The 21239-nt window shown below is 59.0% G+C and carries 19 protein-coding genes; 14 read left to right on the top strand and 5 right to left on the bottom strand.

Going from position 1 to position 21239, the window contains the following annotated elements:
• Nucleotides 1–137: 137 nt before the first annotated feature.
• Nucleotides 138–1259, top strand: coding sequence for a cupin domain-containing protein (locus tag B3X29_RS03255; RefSeq protein ID WP_103178087.1), 1122 nt, complete (start codon nt 138–140; stop codon nt 1257–1259).
• Nucleotides 1260–1300: 41 nt separating this feature from the next.
• Here the strand turns inward: B3X29_RS03255 and B3X29_RS03250 are convergent, their stop codons facing one another.
• Complete coding sequence (locus B3X29_RS03250) at nt 1301–1486, bottom strand: DUF2767 domain-containing protein (RefSeq protein ID WP_103181021.1); 186 nt, start codon at nt 1484–1486, stop codon at nt 1301–1303.
• Nucleotides 1487–1696: 210 nt separating this feature from the next.
• On the opposite strand from B3X29_RS03250, the gene B3X29_RS03245 reads away from it, so the two are divergent.
• The 3 genes from B3X29_RS03245 (at nt 1697) to foxA (ending at nt 5277) form a co-directional block, all read left to right on the top strand.
• The gene (locus B3X29_RS03245) at nt 1697–1930 is read left to right on the top strand and encodes a DUF2171 domain-containing protein (RefSeq protein WP_103178088.1); all 234 of its coding nucleotides are present in this window, start codon (nt 1697–1699) and stop codon (nt 1928–1930) included.
• A 137-nt stretch (nt 1931–2067) separates the two neighbouring features.
• Nucleotides 2068–3048, top strand: coding sequence for a helix-turn-helix domain-containing protein (locus tag B3X29_RS03240; protein ID WP_290503558.1), 981 nt, complete (start codon nt 2068–2070; stop codon nt 3046–3048).
• A gap of 120 nt (nt 3049–3168) precedes the next feature.
• Nucleotides 3169–5277, top strand: a complete 2109-nt coding sequence (gene foxA / locus B3X29_RS03235) for a ferrioxamine B receptor FoxA (protein WP_103178090.1) — start codon at nt 3169–3171, stop codon at nt 5275–5277.
• A 102-nt stretch (nt 5278–5379) separates the two neighbouring features.
• Here the strand turns inward: foxA and B3X29_RS03230 are convergent, their stop codons facing one another.
• Nucleotides 5380–6795 (bottom strand): PLP-dependent aminotransferase family protein, encoded by a 1416-nt coding sequence (locus B3X29_RS03230; protein ID WP_290503557.1) that lies wholly within the window; start codon nt 6793–6795, stop codon nt 5380–5382.
• 175 nt (nt 6796–6970) lie between these two features.
• Between B3X29_RS03230 and B3X29_RS03225 the strand changes: the two genes are divergently transcribed.
• Entirely contained in the window at nt 6971–7132 is a 162-nt protein-coding gene (locus B3X29_RS03225; RefSeq protein WP_103178092.1) for a DUF1127 domain-containing protein, read from the top strand.
• Between the two features lie 94 nt (nt 7133–7226).
• Here the strand turns inward: B3X29_RS03225 and B3X29_RS03220 are convergent, their stop codons facing one another.
• Nucleotides 7227–8618, bottom strand: coding sequence for a PLP-dependent aminotransferase family protein (locus tag B3X29_RS03220; RefSeq protein ID WP_263951506.1), 1392 nt, complete (start codon nt 8616–8618; stop codon nt 7227–7229).
• 100 nt (nt 8619–8718) lie between these two features.
• Between B3X29_RS03220 and B3X29_RS03215 the strand changes: the two genes are divergently transcribed.
• Nucleotides 8719–9198 carry a carboxymuconolactone decarboxylase family protein gene (locus B3X29_RS03215; protein WP_114316000.1) on the top strand — a complete coding sequence of 160 codons (480 nt, stop codon included), beginning with the start codon at nt 8719–8721 and terminating at the stop codon, nt 9196–9198.
• Here B3X29_RS03215 and B3X29_RS03210 read toward each other — a convergent pair.
• Complete coding sequence (locus B3X29_RS03210; RefSeq protein WP_290503556.1) at nt 9185–10087, bottom strand: LysR family transcriptional regulator; 903 nt, start codon at nt 10085–10087, stop codon at nt 9185–9187. The genes B3X29_RS03215 and B3X29_RS03210 overlap by 14 nt on opposite strands.
• 100 nt (nt 10088–10187) lie before the next feature.
• Here B3X29_RS03210 and B3X29_RS03205 point away from each other — a divergent pair, with 100 nt between their 5' ends.
• From B3X29_RS03205 to B3X29_RS03190, 4 genes are all read left to right on the top strand, one after another.
• Nucleotides 10188–11603 carry an aldehyde dehydrogenase family protein gene (locus B3X29_RS03205; protein ID WP_290503555.1) on the top strand — a complete coding sequence of 472 codons (1416 nt, stop codon included), beginning with the start codon at nt 10188–10190 and terminating at the stop codon, nt 11601–11603.
• Between the two features lie 237 nt (nt 11604–11840).
• Entirely contained in the window at nt 11841–12164 is a 324-nt protein-coding gene (locus B3X29_RS03200) for an antibiotic biosynthesis monooxygenase family protein (protein ID WP_290503554.1), read from the top strand.
• On the top strand, nt 12157–12552 hold the full coding sequence (locus B3X29_RS03195) for an amino acid-binding protein (RefSeq protein ID WP_103178098.1): 396 nt from the start codon (nt 12157–12159) through the stop codon (nt 12550–12552). Before B3X29_RS03200 ends, B3X29_RS03195 begins: the two co-directional genes overlap by 8 nt.
• Nucleotides 12527–13222, top strand: coding sequence for an ArsR/SmtB family transcription factor (locus B3X29_RS03190; protein ID WP_290503553.1), 696 nt, complete (start codon nt 12527–12529; stop codon nt 13220–13222). Before B3X29_RS03195 ends, B3X29_RS03190 begins: the two co-directional genes overlap by 26 nt.
• A gap of 73 nt (nt 13223–13295) precedes the next feature.
• Here the strand turns inward: B3X29_RS03190 and B3X29_RS03185 are convergent, their stop codons facing one another.
• Nucleotides 13296–17198, bottom strand: coding sequence for an autotransporter outer membrane beta-barrel domain-containing protein (locus B3X29_RS03185; protein WP_290503552.1), 3903 nt, complete (start codon nt 17196–17198; stop codon nt 13296–13298).
• Between the two features lie 598 nt (nt 17199–17796).
• Between B3X29_RS03185 and B3X29_RS03180 the strand changes: the two genes are divergently transcribed.
• The 4 genes from B3X29_RS03180 to B3X29_RS03165 all read left to right on the top strand — a co-directional run bounded on the left by B3X29_RS03180 (nt 17797) and on the right by B3X29_RS03165 (nt 21167).
• Nucleotides 17797–18360, top strand: a complete 564-nt coding sequence (locus B3X29_RS03180) for a helix-turn-helix transcriptional regulator (RefSeq protein ID WP_290503551.1) — start codon at nt 17797–17799, stop codon at nt 18358–18360.
• A 190-nt stretch (nt 18361–18550) separates the two neighbouring features.
• Complete coding sequence (locus B3X29_RS03175) at nt 18551–19018, top strand: MarR family winged helix-turn-helix transcriptional regulator (protein ID WP_103178102.1); 468 nt, start codon at nt 18551–18553, stop codon at nt 19016–19018.
• Entirely contained in the window at nt 19018–20085 is a 1068-nt protein-coding gene (locus B3X29_RS03170; RefSeq protein ID WP_290503937.1) for an HlyD family secretion protein, read from the top strand. Before B3X29_RS03175 ends, B3X29_RS03170 begins: the two co-directional genes overlap by 1 nt.
• A gap of 2 nt (nt 20086–20087) precedes the next feature.
• Nucleotides 20088–21167 (top strand): DUF2955 domain-containing protein, encoded by a 1080-nt coding sequence (locus tag B3X29_RS03165; protein ID WP_103823107.1) that lies wholly within the window; start codon nt 20088–20090, stop codon nt 21165–21167.
• Nucleotides 21168–21239 lie beyond the last annotated feature (72 nt).

Below are 21239 nucleotides of genomic sequence, written 5' to 3'. Positions count from 1 at the left end.
AGCGTGAAACTGTCACCCTGTGTCATGCGAATGGCTGAATGCGGCAGGTTTTCATTCCCCCTTGACCCACGACAAGGCAGCGCGGCCCCACCTCTTCCTATAATCACACCCGTTTGTCTTTTTAACTGGTGCTAACCATGGCGTATCAACTCAACCTGAACTGGCCGGAATTTTTAGAAAAATACTGGCAAAAGAAACCCGTTGTCCTCAAAAACGCACTGCCAAATTTTGTCGATCCTATCAGCCCCGATGAGCTGGCAGGGCTGGCGATGGAGCCGGAGGTGGACAGTCGCCTGGTGAGCCATAAAGAGGGCAAATGGCACGCCAGCAACGGTCCGTTCGAGCACTTCGATGGCTTAGGCGAAACCGGCTGGTCGCTGCTGGCGCAGGCGGTTAACCACTGGCACGCCCCTGCCGCCGAGCTGGTGCGTCCGTTCCGCGTCCTGCCGGACTGGCGTCTGGACGATCTGATGATCTCCTTCTCGGTGCCGGGCGGCGGCGTGGGTCCGCATATCGATCAGTACGATGTGTTTATCATCCAGGGGATGGGCAGCCGTCGCTGGCGCGTGGGTGACAAACTGCCGATGCGTCAGTTCTGCCCGCATCCAGCGCTGCTCCATGTCGATCCTTTTGAGCCGATCATCGACGAAGATCTGGCCCCGGGCGACATTCTCTATATTCCGCCTGGATTCCCCCACGACGGCTTCACCCACGAGACGGCGCTCAACTACTCCGTAGGTTTCCGCGGGCCGAATGGCCGGGATCTGATCAGCAGCTTTGCCGATTACGCGCTGGAAAACGATCTGGGCGGAGAGCACTACAGCGATCCGGATCTCACCTGCCGCGACCATCCGGGCCGGGTTGAGGCCTATGAGCTTGAGCGCCTGCGCAAGATGATGATCGACATGATCAGCAAGCCAGACGATTTTACACAGTGGTTTGGCAGCTTCATCTCCACGCCGCGCCACGAGCTGGATATTGCCCCGGCGGAACCGGAGTACACGCCGGAAGAGGTGCTCGACGCGCTGACGGGCGGCGAAACGCTGACTCGCCTGAGCGGGTTACGGGTCCTGAATGTCGGGGGCAGCTTCTTTATCAACAGCGAGCGGCTGGAGGTGTCGGATGCAAACGCAGCGGATGCACTGTGTCGCTACACCGAGCTTAGCCGTGCGGAGCTGGGGGATGCCCTGCGAAATCCGGCATTTGTGGACGAGCTGACCGGGCTGATTAACCAGGGTTACTGGTACTTCGACGAGTGATCGCAAAGGCGGCGCGGGGCACAGGCTCCACGCCGCCACCTTTAAGCGGCAAGGATATGACAGGCTTTCCAGTAATCAAGAAGGCGCTCGTCATCAGGTTCTCGCTCCGCTTTACTTTTCATGGCCCGTGCCAGATTCTCTCTCGACACCTCCTGGCCTTTTTGGACGATATCTAAAACCGCTTCACCAAGAGCCAGGGATATTTCGGTACGATTGGTTTCTACCATATATGCCTCCATGTTGAGTGCGTGAAGATAATTATGCGACATAATAACGTGCCTGGAATATTTCTCAGTCGATTCTTATATATTTCGTGCGAACCTAAAACGCGGCGGGAAATAATGTTTCGAAATGCTAATGAGGCGGTCGAAACGTTATTTATGGACTACAGTTAGTTTCGTGTCACACCCGTAGAAACCAAATGAGGAGAATTAATTATGGTAAACCAGAGTGAAATCAAGGACCATGCTCAGGTAATGGCAAGCTGCGGTACCCACGTTGGCACCGTTGACCATCTTGACGGCAACCGCATTAAGCTCGCAAAAAATGACTCCGAGTCTGGCGGTAAACACCATTATATTCCGCTTGAGTGGGTCGATAAAATCGACGGGAATAATGTGGTTCTGACCAAAGACCATAAAGAAGTGTTTGCTGGCTGGCAAGAAGCGTAATAATCGCCAGCACCAGGCGGATATATTTGAGCTCCGGCATTTTGTCGGAGCTTAATATTTATTAAATTTGCCTGCATTGCCGCCGCGTTAAAGGAGTGATACTGTTTTATTTTTAATATGCTTTTCCAGGCGCAGGTATGTCCGACTCAATGCTCCCTCACCCGGCCCCCACAGCGAAAAAAACCTTTTCCGTTGCTGACTTTAAGGTCTTTGGCGAGCGCTACGGCATTGACTACCGTTTTCCGCTGCTCACTGATACATGCGCCAGCAGCAGCCCGGTTCTGCACGGCCATGTCGAAGAGATGATTCTGCCGTCCGGCATCTCATTAACCCACTCCGATGTCCGCGTTCTGCAACCCTATGAAACCACCTCCCGCCACAGCAGCCCGCTCTATGTGCTGGTGGTGCTGGAAGGCTGCGTGACCCTGACCCTCAGCGGCAACGTTTATGTGGTGCGCCCGGGCATGGCTTTCAGCGCCAGGCTGAGCGAACAGCAGGCGATGTCTGCCCGTCATGACGCTGATATCGCATTGAAAACTCTCTCTTTTGGGGTTTACCCTGACGATGCCCGTCGTGAAAGCCTGCTCGCCTCTCTGCTGGCGCAGTGGGAGAAGCTTAACGCGCCCACCTTTGTCTGGCAGGTACCGGATTTTGTGCTGGCCGGGATCCAGCATGCCCGCCAGCGCGAGCGCAGCAGCCTGTCGCGGCAGCTGCTGCTGGAAGGAGTCATGTATCAACTGCTGGGCCACGGCCTGCACCTGCGGGAGCAGGAGGGCGCGGCGCGGGTAAGCGCTGCCGGCGGTGAGCATGCCCGGCTGGAGCAGATCCGTCATCTGCTGGCGCAGGCTCCGGAGCAGGAGTATACCCTCGCCCAGCTGGCGGCCCGGGCCGCAATGAGCCCCAGCAGCCTGCGCAGCAAATTCCGTCAGGCCTATGGCTGCACGGTATTCGACTACCTGCGCGACTGCCGCCTCGCGCTGGCGCGCCGCTATCTGCTGGAAGGCCACAGCGTGCAGCAGGCGGCGTGGATGTCGGGCTACCAGCACGCCACCAACTTTGCCACCGCCTTTCGCCGTCGCTACGGCATCTGCCCCGGCGCGGTCCGTAACGGCTGCTAATCCGTTTTTTCCCCATCGCCAACGCCATTCGTGCGGTTTGGCATTGCGCATACGTACTCTGGCAGCGCGCATAGCTATCTTCTAAATGAAAAAGGTAATAATTCTCATTAATAATTAGAAATAGCTCTGGAGATTTTCATGTTCGCTAAATCGCGGCTGGCACTGCTGGTGGGATGGGTTACCGGGAGCGTCGCGCTCCCCCTGATGGCGCAGGAGACGCCAAAAACCGAAACGGTTGTTGTCACCTCGCAGATGCAGAGTGGCGCCACCAAGCTGGCGACGCCGGATATCGAGACCCCGCAGGCGGTGTCGATTGTTACCCGCGAGCAGTTTGAGGAGCAGGGCGCCACCAGCGTCCGCCAGGCGGTGAGCTACACCCCGGGCGTCTACAGCAACCAGATCGGCGCCTCGAACCGCTTTGACTACATCGTGCTGCGCGGCTTCTCCGACGGCAGCCTGGATAACGTCTATCTCGACGGCCTGAAGATGATGGGCGACACCAACTCCCACAGCTCGCTGGTGGTTGACCCGTGGTTCCTGGAAAATATCGAAGTGGTGCGCGGCCCGGCCTCGGTGCTGTACGGCCGCTCGTCGCCGGGGGGGATCGTAGCGCTCACCTCGCGCAAACCGTCGTTCGATCCGGGCGGAGAAATTAAGCTGTTCGCCGGGAATAACGATCAGCGCGGGGCGATGTTTGACGTCACCGGCGCGCTGGACGACGACGACCGCGTAGCGGCCCGTCTGAGCGGTATGACCCGCTATGCCGATTCCCAGTTTGATCCACTCAAAGAGGAGCGTTACGCCCTGATGCCGAGCCTGACCTGGCGCATCACCGATAACACGCGCCTGGATCTGATGGCCTACCTGCACCGCGATCCCGAGGGCGGGAGCCACTCCGGCCTGCCCTATGACGGAACCGTGGTGCCGCACAACGGAAAGATGATCTCTAACACCTTCTTCGAAGGCGAGGACGATTATGACAAGTACGATCGCCGCGAGGATATGGTCGGCTATAACATCGAGCACCTGTTCGACAGCGGCTGGTCGGTGCGCCAGAAGCTGCGCTATCTGCACACCAAAGTGGAGCTGAACCAGGTCTATGCCGCGGGTTGGCTGAACGACACCGAACTCAACCGCGGCTACTCCGGCTCGGACGAGAAGATGAACGCCATCACCCTGGACAACCAGATCGACGGCAGCTTTGATACCTGGGCGGTGAACCACCGGGTGCTGATTGGCCTCGATTACCAGGATCGCAGCAACCACACCACCGGCTATTACGGCAGCTTCCCGCCGATTGACGCCTTTAACCCGGTCTACGGTGCCGGGCCGGAGAGCATCACGATGTACAGCAAGGAGAAGCACAAGCTGCGCCAGACTGGCTACTACCTGCAGGATCAGCTCTCCCTGGACCGCTGGCGCCTGACCCTGGGTGGACGCTATGACCAGGTGAGCGTCTCCAATGTCGACAAGCTGAACGATACCCGCAGCGATCTGGACAAGAATAACTTCAGCAGCCGCGCGGCGCTGCTCTACCTGTTCGATAACGGCATCGCGCCGTATATCAGCTACTCCACCGCCTTTACCCCGACCAGCTTTGCGGATGAGAACGGCGATCTGCTGGACCCGATGAAAGGCAAACAGTGGGAAGCGGGGGTGAAGTTTGAGCCGGAGGGGATGAACAGCCAGTTCAGCGCCTCGGTGTTCCGCATCAACCAGAAAAACATCGCCACCAAAGAGGAGCCGACCGATCCGTACCGCTCCATCGGCGAAATTGAATCGGAAGGGGTGGAGCTGGAAGCGGTAGGGCAACTGACCGACAGCCTGCGCCTGCAGGCGGCGTACACCTATACCGACATCCGCTACAAGAAGAGCAGCCCGGAGGAAGAGGGCAAGCGTGCGGTTTATGCCCCGCGTAATATGGCCAGCGGCTGGCTCAGCTATGACGTGAAAACCGGGCCGCTGGATGGCCTGACGGTGGGCTCAGGTGTGCGTTACGTCAACGGCGTGACCAGTGACCGCATGAATACCCACACCCTGCCGTCATACACCCTGGTGGATCTGGCGGTGGGCTATGACCTGTCGAAGGTGGGGCTGACCGGGGTAAGCGCCCAGCTCAACGTCAACAACCTGACGGACGAAAGCTACGTGGCGGCCTGTAACTCGCTCTCCTACTGCTACTTTGGCGCCGAGCGCAGCATTGTCGGCAGCGTGTCGTGGACGTTCTGATGTGAAAATGCCCGGTGGCGCTGCGCTTACCGGGCCTACAAAAGAGTCGAACCGTAGGCCGGGTCAGGCGCAGCCGCCACCCGGCGAACAGGCCGCACCGCGCTACTCCGCCATCGCAATATTCACCGCTTCCCCCATCAGCTCTACCGCCGCGCGGTGCTTCTCGTTTGGCGGCAGGGCGCAGTTGATCCGCAAACAGTTCCGGTACTTGCCGGAGGCCGAGAAGAGCGATCCGGCGGCGATCTGGATGTTAAACCGCGTCAGCTCCCGCGACACGCAGACCATATCCACATGTTCCGGCAGCTCCACCCACAGCATGTAGCCGCCCATCGGGCGGGTCACACAGATGCCGCAGGGGAAGAACTGCCTGACCCAGCAGGTGTAGGTCTCGATATTCTGCTGGTAGATCTGGCGCATCCGCCGCACGTGGCGGTGGTAATACCCTTCCCGGATAAAGGTAGCCAGTGCCAGCTGGCTGGCGGGCACGTTGGTGCCGCTGGCGGCATACTTCATGTGCATAATCCGGTCGTGATAGCGGCCCGGGGCAATCCACCCCACCCGCAGCCCGGGGGCGACAGTTTTGGTAAAGGAGTTGCACAGCAGCACCCGGCCATCAATGTCCAGCGAGTGAATGGTGGAGGGGCGGGGATATTCGAACGCCAGCTCGCCATAAATATCATCTTCAAAAATGACGATATCGTGCCGCTGGGCCAGCGCCAGCAGCTGACGTTTGCGGGACTCGGGCATGATAAACCCCAGCGGGTTATTGCAGTTGGGCACCACAATCACCCCTTTGATCGGCCACTGCTCCAGCGCCAGCTCCAGGGCTTCGACGCTGATCCCCGTCACCGGATCGGTGGGGATCTCGATCGCCTTGATCCCCAGGCCGCGCAGCATCTGCATGGTGCCGTAGAAAGAGGGGGATTCCAGCGCCACGATGTCGCCGGGCTTACAGATGGTCAGCAGCGCCAGAGAGAGGGCGCTGTGGCAGCCGCTGGTGACGATCAGATCGTCGGCGGTGACCACCGATCCGGCGTCCAGCATCAGGCGGGCGATCTGCTCGCGCAGTTCGCGTCGCCCGGCGAGTTCGTCATAGCTGAGCACCTCTTTAACGCTATGCTGCACCACCCGGCTCAGCTCTTTCCACAGGGGCTTGAGGCTTGGCTGGGTCAGGTCGGGCTGGCCGCCGCCAAAGGCCGTGATGTCGGTTTTATTGCGCCCCTCCATCAGGGTCAGCACCTCATCCCACTGGGTTACCTCCACCGGGCGCTGCACCGGGCGCGACATCGCCGGCACCGGCGGCTGCGCCTTTCGCGGTGCGACAAAATAGCCCGAGCGCGGCTGGGGGGTGATCAGCTGTAAGTTTTCGAGGATCTGATAGGCCTGCTGTATGGTGCTGATGCTGACCCCGTGCTCCTGGCTCAGGGCACGCACCGAGGGTAAACGCTCCCCGCTGCGATAGAGCCCTTGTTCAATGCGTTCCGCCAGAAGATTGGCCAGATGTTGGTAGCGCGTCATGCTGTATCCCTTATTCTCACCATACAGAAAAGCAAACCGGTACAGATGGCGGTAAAAACTGCCATGCAGTTCCTGTTTTAGACGATCTGTATGTTAAAAAAAAGTAATTTTTGAATCTGTATTGGAAGGTGTGGGATCCGTGATGATAACCCCTCAGACCCCCGAGGAGAGCATCATGGAATTCCACGAAAATCGAGCCAAACGCCCCTTTGCGATCTTTATCTGGATGGGAAAAGCCCTTGTCCGCTGGTATCGCATCAACCGCACGCGCCGGATTTTGAGCAAGTTAAGTGATGAACATTTAAAAGACATCGGGCTGTCACGGTATGATTTGTAGCCTGCGCAGTTATCGCCCGGTGACGCTGCGCTTACCGGGCCTACAAGGGCACGAACCGTAGGCCGGGTAAGGCGTAGTCGCCACCCGGCGCTTGTCAGCGCAACAGTGCCAGCGTCTGCTGTTTCGGTTTTTCCAGCAAAGCCACCGCCTCCTGATACGACCGCACGTTGTTATACCCCATCACCAGCCCGTAGCGTTTGCCCGACCCGCTGTACCACGCCGACAGGGCGTTCACCTGGAGCTGATGCTGTTGCCAGCAGTGGGCGATCTCCTGGTCACAGCTGCCTTTGGTTAAGAACGCCACGATATGCATTCCCCCATCGTTCTGTTCGGTGAAGAAGCGGTCGCCATAGACTGCGTGCAGGGCGGCAATCATCCAGTCGCGTCGCTGTTGATAGAGGGCGCGCATCTTTTTCAGATGGCGGAAGAAGTGGCCCTCGTTGAGGAAAGTGGTGAGGATCTTTTGCGTCAGCACCGGCTGGCCGCTGGCGAGCAGATCGGCGCAGTCGTTAAAAGCCGTTACCGTGCTGGCGGGCATCACCACATAGCCAAGGCGCAGGGACGGCATCACGGTTTTGCTGAAGGTGCCCATGTAGATCACCCGATCCTGGCGATCGAGGCTTTTCAGCGACGGCAGCACCTTGCGGGTGTAGTGAAACTCGCCGTCATAGTCATCCTCAACGATCCACGCCTCGTTGCGGGTGGCCCAGTCGAGCAGTTGCTGACGGCGCGGCAGCGAGAGAGTGACCGCCAGCGGGCTCTGGTGCGACGGGGTGACGATGGCAAACCGGGCGTCGGCGTGGTGGCGCAGCAGGTAGTCTGTGTCCATCCCCGCGCGATCTACCGGCACCGTATAGAGGCGGGGCACGATGCGCCGCAGCAGTTGCTGGCCCATAAAATAGCCCGGATCTTCAAACACCACCTTGTCGTTGCGGCTGGCGAGGGTATCGAGGATCAGGCGCAGGCTGCCGCTGTAGCCGCTGGTGATCAGCACCTGATCCGGCGTGCAGGTCAGCCCGCGAGAGATGTTCAGGTAGCGGGCAATCGCCTGGCGCAGGGGAGCCCAGCCCATCACCGGCGGGTTGAGCATCTCCTCCTGGCGCATGGCGCGCACCGCCTGGCCCGCCAGCAGCAGCCATTTTTTGTAGGGAAAGCTGTCCAGCGCCGGGATGCCGGGGCGTAAAAAGCCGGCCCGTTCGCGCTGGCTGACCAGGGACTCCGGTAACGTGCCGGTGACGGGATCGTCGGGCGGCGGTGGCGCGGCGGGGAGGTTTAAGTCCGGGTTCACCCGGGTGCCACGCGCCCCCTGGCTCACCAGATACCCCTCGCCGATGAGAATGGCATAGGCGGTTTCCACCGTTTTGCGCGCGACCTTCAGCTCCTCCGCCAGCACGCGAATGGCGGGCACCTTGTCGCCGGGCTTCAGTATGCCGCGGGTGATATTGTCCCGGTAGCGGGTATAGATCTGGTGATAGCCCGGTTTCATGTCCTACCTCGTTTCGCGGTTTTTGTATCTTTTTACTATGTCATGAACGGCGTAAATTTGCCCCATCGCATGACCTGTACCGCACAAAAGAGGAAAGACCATGAGCACTCGCGTTAACCACCATAAAGCCACACCTGCCCTCGCTAAAGCGCTCTCCGACCTGAGCATGGCGGTGAGCCAGACCTCCCTCGACCCGGCGCTGAAGCACCTGATCGACATTCGTGTCTCCCAGCTCAACGGCTGTACCTTCTGTCTGGATATGCACGCGAAAGAGGCGAAAATTGCGGGCGAGCGTGAGCTGCGCCTCTACCATCTGGCCGCATGGCGCGAATCCCCGCTGTTCAGCGCCCGGGAAAAAGCGGCGCTGGCCTTCGCCGAAGCGCTGACGCAGATTGGCCCGCACGGGATCAGCGATGTCCTCTACCGCAGCGTGGCGGAACACTACTCGGAAAAGGAGATTTCAGAGCTGAACTTTGCCATTGTGGCGATCAACGCCTGGAACCGCTTAGGCATCACCTCCCGTATGGAGCCGGGCTCCCTCGACGGTGCCTACGGCCTCAACAAGGCTAACCTCGAGTAAGGCCCCGCTCGCGGATCATCGCCACCAGCGCCTGCAACCCAGGCGGGACGTGACGATGGCCAGGGTAATAGAGACGCAGCCCGGCAAAGGGCTGCGTCCACTCCTCCAGCACGCTCACCAGTTCCCCGCTTTGCAGCTCCTGTTGAATATAGAGTTCCGGTAAAAATCCTACCCCCAGTCCGGCTTTTACCGCCCGGATCGAGGCAAACAGATCCGAGGTGGCAAAACGGGGCACCACCGCCAGGGCAATCTGCTCTCCGCGCCGCTCCAGCTCCCAGCGGTAGATCCCGCCGTGCGCCATCCGCATGCCGATCCCCTGATGTTGCAGCAGATCGTCCGGCGTAAGCGGAATGCCGTGACGGGCAAAATAGTCTGGCGTGGCGGTGATGAGCTGGCGGATATCGGGGGTAAGCGGCACGGCGATCATATCCTGCGGGACCGATTCCGCGAGGCGGATCCCGGCGTCGTACCCTTCCGCCACGATATCGATCATCCGCGCTTCGCTTACCGCTTCGACGCGCATTTTCGGGTAGCGGATCATGTAGTCGATCAGCAGCGCGTCCAGGAACAGAGCGCCGACGTTGTGCGGCACGTTCAGGCGCAGGATGCCGGCAGGCTCGTCGGGATCGCTGTGGATCTCCAGGCTGGCCTGGCGGATCTCCTGCAAGGCAGGCCCCACGCGCGCGACAAAGCGTTGCCCCGCCTCGGTGAGGGCCACGCTGCGGGTGGTGCGATTGAACAGGCGCGTTTGCAGGCGGCTTTCGAGCACGGCAATGGCGTTACTCGCGGCGGTGGCCGACATCCCCAGCTCCTGGGCGGCGGCGCGAAAGCTGCCGCGACGCACTACGGCCATGACCACTTCCAGCTCTGTCAGTCCTGAACGGTGCATAGATTATCCTGAAAATCGAAACAACCTTTGCAGCATAGCGTGGATTATCGTAACGGAGAAGGCGTGCCAGACTCGCTTTATCCAGTCTGAGGTGGTCGCTATGCATCACATCGAACAGGTTTATATCAACGGGGAGTTTGTCACTCCACACGGCACGGAGCGCTTCGATTTGTATAACCCGGCGACGGCGCGCGTCATCGGTCAGGTGCGTCTGGCCGACGCGGTGGATGGCGAACGTGCCATTGCCGCGGCCAGAGCCGCGTTTCCGGCGTGGTCGAAAGCCACAAAGCAAATGCGCATTGCCGCCCTGCAACGGATGCAGGCTGCGGTGGCCGCCCGCCACGACGATCTGCTGGAGGCGGTGGTTGAGGAGTATGGTGCCCCCGCATCACGCTCGGCCTGGATGGCGAGCTATCCGGCGGAGGTGATTGCCCAGGCCATTGCGGCGCTGGAGGCGTTCGAATTTACGACCGTCGCGGGTGCGGCCAGAGTAGAGATGACCCCGCTGGGCGTCGCCGGGCTTATCACCCCGTGGAACAGCGATGCGGGCTTTATCTGCGGCAAACTGGCGGCGGCGCTGGCCGCAGGCTGCACCGCGGTGATCAAGCCCAGCGAGATGAGCGCCCTGCAGACGCAGATTGTGACCGAGGCGCTGCACGCCGCAGATCTACCGCCGGGGGTGTTTAACATCGTTACCGGGCGCGGCGATACGGTGGGGGAGACGATTAGCCGTCACCCCCATGTGGCAAAAATCTCCTTTACCGGATCGACCCGGACCGGCAAAGCGATCCTGCGCAACGCGGCGGAGAACTTTACCCGCGTCACCCTCGAGTTAGGCGGTAAATCGCCGACGCTGATTCTCGACGATGCCGATATCAAACAGGCGATCCCGCTGGCGGTCCAGGCCGGGCTGATGAACAGCGGCCAGGCGTGTGTGGCCGGTACGCGTATTCTGGTACCGCAGTCGCGTAAGGCTGAATTCGAGCAGGCGCTGGCGCTGGCTGTCGCGGCGGTGGCGTCGGGCGATCCGCGCGATGCGAAGACCGTGGTCGGTCCGATGGTGAGCGAGAGACAGTGGCAGCGGGTGCAGGGCTATATTCAGAAAGGGCTGGCTGAGGGGGCGCGTTTGCTGGCGGGCGGGGTAGGGCGGCCGGAGGGCACCCGGGATGGCTGGTTTGTCCGGCCAACGCTGTTCACCGATGTGCATAACCAGATGGCTATCGCCCGGGATGAGATTTTTGGTCCGGTGCTGTGCGTGATCGCCTACCGCGATGAGGCGGAGGCCATCGCCATTGCCAACGACACCGACTATGGCCTGAGCGCGCTGGTGCTCGGCGGCGACAGCGGGCGTGCCCGGCGCGTGGCGCAGCAGATCCAGGCGGGTCGCGTGCTGGTCAATACCCTCACACACGAGCCCAAAGCGCCGTTTGGCGGATTTAAGCACTCCGGCGTGGGGCGCGAGATGGAGGCCTGGGGCATCAGCGCGTTTATGGAGCCGAAGTCGATCCTCAGCTAAAAAACGCCCGGCGGCGCAAGCTTGCCGGGCCTACGGTTCGTGCCTGGGTAGGCCGGGTAAGCGCAGCGCCACCCGGCGGTTCCAGCGTATCGATGCCACAATCGCCATTCCGTAGGCCGGGTAAGCGCAGCGCCACCCGGCAACCCCCGGCGCACGAAAGCGACATTTCGCTCTTCACCGAAGCATCACGTTTTTGTTTCCTGCACTCTCTCCTTAACCTCACAACGGAGAGAGATCATGATTGCAGTCCTGTTTGAAGCCAAAGCCGCACCCGCGCACCAGGCGCGTTACCTGCAGCTGGCCGCCGAGCTAAAACCGCTGCTGGCGGATATCGACGGTTTTATCGATATTGAACGTTTTCAGAGCCTGACCACCGAGGGCAAAATCCTCTCCCTCTCCTGGTGGCGGGACGAGGAGGCGATTTGCCGCTGGAGACAAAATCTGTTTCACCAGGCCGCACAGGCCGAAGGGCGGGCGTCGATTTTTACCCACTACCGTATTCGCGTGGCGCAGGTGGTGCGGGAGTACAGTTCAGCAACCGGAGGGCATGCCGATGTATGACGTTCATGTGAGGTTCAACGACACCCCAGGCGAGCTGGCACGTTTTGGTCAACTGCTGGGGCGCAACGGCGTAGGGCTGGAGGGCGGCGGCGTGTTTGGCGTGGAGGCGCATTTCCTGGTGGTGGAGGGCGAAAAAGCCCGGCGCCTCCTCCTTGCCGCGGGTTTTAATGTGAAAGCGGTGCGAAAACCACTGATCCGTAAGCTGAAACAGGCGCGCCCTGGCGAGCTGGGCGAGATTGCCGCCGCGCTGGCCGCACAGGGGGTCTCCATCCTGACCCAGTACAGCGATCATGCGAATCACCTTATTCTGCTGACGGATAATGATAAGCTGGCCGCAGAGATCACCGGGCCGTGGGCTGCCAATGTTAAAGACGCGTTTACCTCCTGATAATAGCGCTGCGCTGGAGCTGGCCGTTGCGGCTGTTGCGGCGGCGATGGCCGATCCGTCACGGGTCAAAATGCTCTGTGCGCTGATGGACGGGCGGGCGTGGACCGCCACGGAGCTCAGCGCGGTGGCGGATGTGGCACCCTCAACCGCCAGCGGCCATCTCGCCCGGCTGGTGGAGGGCAGGCTGATTACCTGCCTTTCTCAGGGGCGGCATCGCTACTATCGTCTGGCGGGGCACGACGTTGCGGAGCTGGTAGAGCAGATGATGGGGCTGTCGTGGAGCCGCATCACGCCGCCGGAAACCACCGCGCCAGCGTCGATGCGTTATGCCCGCACCTGTTACGACCATCTCGCGGGCACGGTCGCCGTGCAGATCTATGATTTTATGCAGGCCGAAGGCTGGCTGGTGGCAGACGGGGCTGCCCTCACCGGAAAGGGCCGCGAGGCGTTCCTGGCGCTGGGGATCGCGCTTAAGGCTAATACCCGGCGCAAAGCGTGTAGCGCCTGCCTGGACTGGAGCGAACGCCGTTTCCACCTGGGCGGTGAGGCGGGCGCAGCGCTGCTGGTTTTCCTGGAAACCAAAGGCTGGATCCAGCGGGTGGAAGGGTTTCGCGAGGTGACGGTGACGGCATCAGGGCTGCGGGCCATTCAGCAGCGTTTTAGCCGTTGAGGAAACGCCCGGCGGCGCCAGCTTGCCGGGCCTACAAAAAGTAGCCGCATACTCTGTATGCGGCTTGTTTGTTTTAGAAGTTGAGCGACCAGGTGGCGCTCATTGTCTGATCGGTGTCGTGATGAGAGGCATTCACGTTATAGCCCACGCCGAAGGTCATATTGCCTTTCTGCATTTTCACCCCCAGCTGGCCGTTAAAGGCGGTGTCATCCATGATCTCTGCGCGGAGAGTATCGCTGGCGCTGATGCCCACGGTGTGCAGGGTGTTTTGACTCTCCCGGTCGCCGGTGACAGCAACCACGCCGACATCGGCCTGGGTACTCATCTTCCAGCCGGAATCCAGCGCGAAGGTTTTCGCGACTTTCACCCCTACCCGGAACTGCCAGATGTTCTGCGTGCCTTTATCGGTATGGAAGACGCGTTCATCCTGATCGTTTTTGGTATCAAAGGCCTCGGTCTTGAGTTGGTTATAACGCACACCCGCATGAGGAATGATATCCAGCACATCGGTTTCGATCAGGTACTCGCCCCGCACGCCCGCGCTGAACAGCATCCCGTCGACGTTTGCCTTCAGCTTGTTGCCTGCTTCCATCCAACCCGGCTGTTTCTGGTAAACATCGTTGCTGGTCTGGGTCAGGCTGACGTCGCCCGTCAGGTTCCAGCGATCCTGGTTCCAGTTCTGGTACAGGGTAACGCCCCAGAAGCTGAAATCATTGTGGGTGGCGTTGGTATCGCCGCGTGAATCACTGTCGCCATTACCGGCATGGAACGCCGCGCCGCTGCGCAGGGTGCCGTGTTCGGTCTGCCAGGCTTTGTCTCCTCCCATCATCAGGCCGTAGAATTTGCTGTTCTGGCCGTAGCTCAGATTCCCGGCGCTCAGGTCGCTGCTGCGCGGGTTACCGTACAGGGCGTGAACCCAGACGCTGGCGTCAGTGTCAGCGGGTTGCAGGCCCGCGTTGGCAATGGAGTTACGCTCCAGAACGGCATCCACCGCCGCGTTGCCTGCCGCCCAGGTATTGTGCTGCACACCGCCCGCAGTGGCGATTTGCGCCGCGCTGTTGATGGTTCTTACTACCTCATCCACGCTCGCCTGTGGCGTATCGATAGCAACCGACAGATAACGTGCGCCCGCCTGGCTGGCAGAGCGTGAGTTCTCTCCGCTGGCGATAAGCTGATCCAGCGCATGGGTAGTGACCACGCCCGGCAGGACGTCCTGTGCCGCACGAGCCTGGGTAGTGACCCGCACCTCGCCGTCACGCTCCTGGGTCGTGGCCGTCAACAGTTTATTCAACAGCAGATTCTCGTTCTGCCAGCCGTTGCCGGCGATGTTGACGTCGCTAAAGCCTCTGGCAACCGAGTAAGTCTGGTTGGCCTTCGCATCCGCGACGTAAAGTACGGCGCTGTCCGCTACGTTCAGGCTACCCTCGGTCGCATTCAGCGCGGCCTGGCCATTGGTCATCTCCTTCGTGCTGACCATCAGCAAAGAGTGGTCGGCAAAGTCAACGGTATTAAAGGCGGCGTCACGGTCGGCTGAGCTGCCGGTCAGTGAACCGTCGACCCGCAGCCCGCCCTGGGTGGCGTTAAGGTATTGCGGGGTATGGACAGAGACCGCCGCCGTGATGGCGTTTTCACCCCAGGTTAAGCCGCTGTTGGCGAAACGGGCTTCTGCCGCAGCGGTAGAGGTATCACCCAGCACCAGCAGGGCGTTATGACCCACGGTGACGCGCCCGTTAATCTCACTGCCACCGCTTGCCACATGGGAGGCGTTAGCCAGCGTCCCGCCATCCGTCCAGGCCGGGTCGATAAACAACCGAGCCCCCTGCAGATCCAAACGTTCTGCGACCAGCGTGCCCGCGGCGGCGATATCGCCGACGGTGATTTGTGCCTCCTGGCTGGCCGAGAGCTGCCCTGCCAGCAGGGAACCGTTAACCGCCATCTGGGCGCTATCCTGAAGCGCGACATCGCTGTGCAGAGTGGCTTGTTGTTCAACCCTGACCAGGCCGCTGCTGACTACCCCGGCAGCAGATCCGCCGGAAACCAGCGTGTGATCGCCTGCCACAATGTTCAGCGCGCCTTCAGGGGCCACGGTGACGGTACCGGTGAGATGACCGGTCACATCCTGCATGGCTGCGATGCCTAAGTTCAGCGTCCCGTTATTGACCGCTACCGCAACAGGCGCATCGGGTGCGCCGGCCACGTCGATCAACGCGCCAGCGGCCCCGGTCAGAGTCAGCGTCTGGCCGCCGACAATATCCACCGCTGGCTGGCCTTCACCTTCAAACCGCAGCTGCGATGCGCCGAAGCCGTTCCGCACGAAAATGGTGTCATCGGTGATCGCATCTTTCTCGCCGATAATGAGCCGGTTTTTGTCAGAGGTAACCTGGGTGTTGGCCAGCACCGCCTGGGTCATGGCGGCTTCGATTACGCTGGCGGTGCCCGCCACGCTATCGGCATTCTGCAGCGTGCCGAGCATCACCAGGCTGTTGCCTTCTGTGGAGCCCAGCAGCTCATTGACCGCCTTCACATAGTCCAGATGGTAGGTGTCATCGGTCAGGATCAGCGTGCTGTCGGTCAAGCTAAGGTTCGCGCCGGTCTCGTTATAGCCCTCTGGCAGCAGGGATGAGGCCGCCAGGTTGAACAGCTGGTCAGAACGGGTTTGCAGCTGGCTATGGTTGATCATATTCAACGATGCGCCGCTGCTCAGCGCCAGGGTATCGGCGATAAGTTTGGTGTTATCAAAGGTTAAATTGCCGCTGCTCAGCTGCACCGGCGCGGTCACGGTAGTGCCGTTCACTGTCAGGGCGCTGCCCACGTTGGTGTCGGTAAAGCCGTCGGTGAGGACCACATCGTCCGCGATAGCCAGCTTGCCGAAGTTGCTGAACTTCGTCCCGCTAAACTCAGGCATGTTCGCCAGGTGCAGGGTGCTCGCAGCGCCGCTGCCGTACAGATTACCCGCCACCTCAGCGTTATCCAGCCAGATGTCGGAGCGGAGCACTTTGGCACCGTTGAGGTTGATATCCCCGGAGAGGGTGCTGTCGGTCAGATGCAGATCCACGCTGCCCTGGCCGGCGCTGGCATCGACGTTGCCTGTCAGCACGGAGCGGGTGATATCCATGGCAATCTGCGCGGCTTTGTTGGCAATCAGGTTGCCGTTAAGGGAGGGGTCCGCCAGCGAGGCGGTAACGCTCTCCGAGCCGGAAAGCACCGTATGACCGACAATCTCGCTATTATCCAGGCTCAGCTGAGCGGCTTTGCCATTTGACAGGCTAATGGCGTTACCGTTTTTCTGGGTGGTTTTGGTGATGGTGGAATCGGTAACCGACAGCGCGCTGGTGCTGCCTGAGGTAGAGAGGGCCACCGAGCCCGTCAGCTGGCTATGGTCAACTACAATCGTATGCGTTTTATCTGCAGCGGTGAGGTTTGTGATTTCTATCGCATTGGCTGTTTTGGAGACGGCGTTAGTGGTATCGATGAGGCTGTTCTGCACCGTAATGGCGTTATTATTTGTCGCGTTGTACAGCAAAATGCTGCCCGCCTGAATACGGCTGTCCTGCACGGTGACGTCGTGTGTCCCCGCGCCGCCCACGTAGATGCGGCCTGTAATCAAGCTATTGTTCTGGATATCAATATCGGCATCACCGCTGTCAGCGACGTCCAGATGAATGGCGTTTCCGTCAAGATAGTACTTCGAGTTTGGGGCGTTTTTTATATCATAATCTCCCCCCTTAGCGGCACCGTTCAGGGTAGAGTTATCGACAACGATATGGGTATTGGTGTTAGAACTCTTCGCGCCCGCCTCGATGAAGTCCACCGCGGCCTTATTGTTCAGGACAACGGTAGCTGAGCCCTCTTTACTGACGTTGATATAATGGCCACTCAGATTCGCGCCATCAACAAGAAGCTGTTGGATATCAGAAGAGGTTCGGGAAGAGGTGCCGCTGGCAAAATAGATATTCTGGGCCCTGCGTGCCGTCAATGGCCGCATCCTGGGTTTTCTGAGTGAAATACCACGCGGTAGGCTTTGGCGTTATCGGTGACGTCATGTCATATTGCGTTAATCCGCAGGTTCCGGTAAATGCAGTGCCCGCGCAGGTATTTGCCAGTGCTGGAGACAAAAGAAAACTGCTGCCCAGAATCATGCTCATGCTAATAGCCAGCTGATTCAGGCGAAATGATTTATTCATAAGGTGTCCCTCTCTTATTACATAATGATTTTATTTCGCGATAGCGAATATAAAAATACATACACCGTTTAATCCTTCGTTACATTTTGCAGCATAACAAAAGAAAATAATATTGAGGGTGGGATTGTTCTTTCCTTGCCTGGAAAAGTCTTAAGTGGTCGGATATCTTGCTGTTATAACTGATTAAACTTTTCGTTAAATATCATTTTTTGTGCGCGATAGCACGAAATGCCGCTAATTACTTGAGAATATTCCTACAATCCCCCGGAAAACTGTTAATTGCAAATTAATACATTCTCACTGATTATTAATAAATCCACAGTGATGGTGAGGGTAAAGGGAATGGTAATAGTTTTAACATCCTGTAGATATTTCCAGCAGGGGTTTGCCATGCTGGTTGAACAGTTAATGTTCGACGCGCCGTCGTTTCAGCAGGTGCATTATCTTGATGACATCAAAAAAGCGACGAAAGAGGATCTTTCTCGCACCAAAGCGATTGTAGTGGATTATGGTGAGTCTGATATCAAAGTTCTGCATGCCCTACTGGATCTAAAAAACCGGTACGAGCAGAGCTATTTTATTTTTATCACCCGGGATGTGTGCTACGAAAGCACGATTGAAAATATTCTCATTAATACTATTGCCGATTATACCATCGACTGTAAAAGTGCCGTGCGAAAGTTAAGCGCATGTCTTGCCCATCTTGCCCAGGAAGATCAGCCGGTCACTATTTTTAAAAATGCCCGCTGGCACCATCTTGAAAAAGAACAACGGTTAACCCGTATGGAAACCATGCTGCTGCCCTATATTGTGTCGGGGAAAAAGAATAAAGAAATTACCCGCGATCTGGACGTAACGGGAAAAACAGTAAGCCATCATCGACGCAATATTTATCGTAAATTCGCTGTGACCAATCTGACCGGGTTGTTTAAAAAATTTGATCAACGTGCTTGATTCTGCAAGCGACCTCTATTGAACGAAGGATGACGGCACAAAAAAGCCTGGAAAAAGCGCTGTTGATTTTGATACCTGCCAGGGGATGAACGCTCTGCCCGCTTTCGCAATTCCTGCGCTTAACATCCTCGTTTCTTGATACTTACCCTGATAACTATTATCTTCTCAGCGTGTGAAGCGAGGACCTCCCATGCGTGAAGAAGATCTGTTCTGCCGCAGGCCGATGGGCATGCGGATGGCAATGATTGTGCGTCAGTGGCGCGCAGTGATTGACGATGCCATTCTCGACACCGGGTTAACCCAGTCGAGCTGGACGGTGATGATGCAGTTAAAGCAGTTGGGGGATAACGTCTCGGTGAGCGAACTGGCGGAGGTGCAGGGCATTGAACTGCCGCCGCTGATGCGCACCCTTTCACAGCTGGAAAAGCAGGGCTACCTGCTGCGCACCACATCGCCTTATGACAAGCGTATCCGGCTGCTGACGCTCACACCCGAGGGTAACGCGGTGCTGAAAACCCTGACCCGGATTATCGAGACGTTCCAGGAGCGGGTATCGCAGAATATCGCCCCGGAACATCTCGAGATTTTCAGCGCCACACTCAATCAAATCGCCTGCAACTTGCGGACTATCCGCGAAGAAGATAACAAGACCGAATAATCATGACCCCTGAACAAAAGTTTGCCCGCTGGGTAAGGGTAAGTATTGCCTCTTTCCTGCTGATGTTTGTCTATTTCATTATCGCCGATATCTGGATCCCGCTGACGCCGGACTCCACGGTGATGCGCGTGGTGACGCCCGTTTCCGCGCGCGTCTCCGGCTATGTGGCGGCGGTGCACGTGCATAACAACAGCCAGGTGAAGCGGGGCGATCTGCTGTTTGAACTCGATCCAACGCCATTCCGTAATAAAGTGGAAGCGGCTCAGATTGCGCTGGAACAGGCGCGTCTCGCCAATCAGCAGCTGGACGCGCAAATTGTGGCGACCCAGGCGAGCCTGAAAACCGCCCAGCTCACCGCCCGTAACGACAAAGTCACCTTCGATCGCTATCAGAAACTCAGCACGTTGCAGAACGTCTCCCAGGCGGATCTGGATAAAGTCCGCACCACCTGGCAGGGCAGCGAGCAGGCGGTGGCGAATCTGGAGGCCACCATTCATCAGCTGCGCATTGAGCGCGGCGAGCGCGACGAAAAGCGTAACGTGACCCTGCAAAAATACCGTAATGCGCTGGACGAGGCGGAACTCAATCTCCGCTGGACGAAAATCTACTCCGAGGCGGACGGGACCGTCAGTAACGTGCAGCTGAGCCCCGGTTTTTATGCCACCTCCGGTTCGGCGGCGCTGGCGCTGGTGAATAACCAGAGCGATATCGTCGCCGATTTCCGGGAAAAGAGCCTGCGCCATACCCGTCAGGGAACCGATGCCGCCGTGGTGTTTGACGCCTTCCCGGGCCACGTTTTCCGCGCCCACGTCACCAGCAGCGACGCCGGTATTCTGGCCGGGCAGGAGGCCGTCAACGGCCAGCTCTCTGAGCCGGAAACCTCCAACCGCTGGGTGCGTGACGCGCAGCGCATGCGCATTCACGTGGCGCTGGACGAGCCGCTGCCAAAGCACCTGCCGACCGGGGCGCGCGCCACCGTGCAGCTCTATAACAGCGAAGGTCCGTTTGCCCGCTTCTTCTCCGGCATGCAGATCCACCTCGTCAGCCTGCTGCACTATGTGTACTGATTATGTCTATTAATACCCTGGCGCGGGTCTTTACCCCGCACGGCAACATTGTCTATACCGCCAACGACTTTCGCCAGACCCTGCGCATCGTCTTTGCCGGGATGATCGCCCTGAGCGTGTCGAGCTTCTACAACACCAGCTATGGCGTCTTCTTCGTCATCTACCCGATTATGCTGCTGTCGTTGGTGCCGGTCTTTAACCGCCACGTGGCAAAACAGTTTGTGTTCAGCTCGGCGCTGAACTGCATTGAAATGGTGTTTATCATCGGTTATCTGGCGCAATGGCCGGTGATCATGACCCTGGTGGTGTTTGGTCTCTACGTGATGCGTTTTCGCTTTATGAGCCAGGGGCCGCTGTTCCTCTTTGGCTCGATGGGGGTGGTGTGCCAGAGCACCATGCTCAACTTTATGAGCTACCCCACCACCAACTGGCACACGCTGCTCTTTTCCAACCTCGAAGCCAGCGTGATGGCGGTTTGCTTAAGCGCGCTGATGCACTATCTGCTGCCGGATGTCGAGCCACGCACGCCACCGCCGCGGCTGGAGAAAGATGCCGCCCGCGTGCGCCATGAATCGCTGCTCTCCGGGACCGTGGCGACGCTGATCTTTGTGGTGTTCCAGATAAGCGATCTCAGCGATTCACTGTCGGCGCTGATGGCAGGCATCCTGATCCTCTTCCCGATGCACTATCGCGGCGCGGTGATGAGCTCGCTGTGGCGCGTGGTGGGGGTGGTGCTCGGCTGCCTCTATATTCTGCTGGTGCAGATGGTGCTCTACGATCACAGCAGCCACATGCTGCTAATGATGCCGCTGATTGGGCTCGGGCTGGCGTTTGGCGCCCGCCTGCACGTGATGGAGAAGGTGGGAGCCGGGGTCGGTTTTGCCAGCATCACCACCATCGGCATCATGTTCGGCCAGAACATGCACCCGGACGGCGACCTGGTGTTCAGCGATCTCTACCGTATTGTCTCGGTGACGGTGGCGCTGGTGGCGACCCTGACGATCGTGTTCCTTATGCACCTGTTTCTTAACTGTTTCGCGCCGACGCGCTATATCATCACGCCGCCCGCCGGGGATAAATGATAATGTGCGGTAGTCTGCACATTACTTCGCCCTTCTGTGGTAGTAATGCCGGTTGGCTAACCGGATGACAAA

It is taken from the genome of Leclercia sp. UBA5076, assembly GCF_002416465.1.
Classification (GTDB): domain Bacteria; phylum Pseudomonadota; class Gammaproteobacteria; order Enterobacterales; family Enterobacteriaceae; genus Enterobacter.
Note: the sequence above shows the minus strand (reverse complement) of the source record. Positions and strands in the feature narration are given on the sequence as shown.

What these genes read in the sequence shown, in the direction of transcription:
- B3X29_RS03255 (WP_103178087.1), top strand. Translation starts at nt 138, where the DNA reads ATGGCGTATCAACTCAACCTGAACTGGCCGGAATTTTTAGAAAAATAC.
- B3X29_RS03250 (WP_103181021.1), bottom strand. Translation starts at nt 1,486, where the DNA reads ATGGTAGAAACCAATCGTACCGAAATATCCCTGGCTCTTGGTGAAGCG.
- B3X29_RS03245 (WP_103178088.1), top strand. Translation starts at nt 1,697, where the DNA reads ATGGTAAACCAGAGTGAAATCAAGGACCATGCTCAGGTAATGGCAAGC.
- B3X29_RS03240 (WP_290503558.1), top strand. Translation starts at nt 2,068, where the DNA reads ATGTCCGACTCAATGCTCCCTCACCCGGCCCCCACAGCGAAAAAAACC.
- B3X29_RS03230 (WP_290503557.1), bottom strand. Translation starts at nt 6,795, where the DNA reads ATGACGCGCTACCAACATCTGGCCAATCTTCTGGCGGAACGCATTGAA.
- B3X29_RS03225 (WP_103178092.1), top strand. Translation starts at nt 6,971, where the DNA reads ATGGAATTCCACGAAAATCGAGCCAAACGCCCCTTTGCGATCTTTATC.
- B3X29_RS03220 (WP_263951506.1), bottom strand. Translation starts at nt 8,618, where the DNA reads ATGAAACCGGGCTATCACCAGATCTATACCCGCTACCGGGACAATATC.
- B3X29_RS03215 (WP_114316000.1), top strand. Translation starts at nt 8,719, where the DNA reads ATGAGCACTCGCGTTAACCACCATAAAGCCACACCTGCCCTCGCTAAA.
- B3X29_RS03210 (WP_290503556.1), bottom strand. Translation starts at nt 10,087, where the DNA reads ATGCACCGTTCAGGACTGACAGAGCTGGAAGTGGTCATGGCCGTAGTG.
- B3X29_RS03205 (WP_290503555.1), top strand. Translation starts at nt 10,188, where the DNA reads ATGCATCACATCGAACAGGTTTATATCAACGGGGAGTTTGTCACTCCA.
- B3X29_RS03200 (WP_290503554.1), top strand. Translation starts at nt 11,841, where the DNA reads ATGATTGCAGTCCTGTTTGAAGCCAAAGCCGCACCCGCGCACCAGGCG.
- B3X29_RS03195 (WP_103178098.1), top strand. Translation starts at nt 12,157, where the DNA reads ATGTATGACGTTCATGTGAGGTTCAACGACACCCCAGGCGAGCTGGCA.
- B3X29_RS03190 (WP_290503553.1), top strand. Translation starts at nt 12,527, where the DNA reads ATGTTAAAGACGCGTTTACCTCCTGATAATAGCGCTGCGCTGGAGCTG.
- B3X29_RS03180 (WP_290503551.1), top strand. Translation starts at nt 17,797, where the DNA reads ATGCTGGTTGAACAGTTAATGTTCGACGCGCCGTCGTTTCAGCAGGTG.
- B3X29_RS03175 (WP_103178102.1), top strand. Translation starts at nt 18,551, where the DNA reads ATGCGTGAAGAAGATCTGTTCTGCCGCAGGCCGATGGGCATGCGGATG.
- B3X29_RS03165 (WP_103823107.1), top strand. Translation starts at nt 20,088, where the DNA reads ATGTCTATTAATACCCTGGCGCGGGTCTTTACCCCGCACGGCAACATT.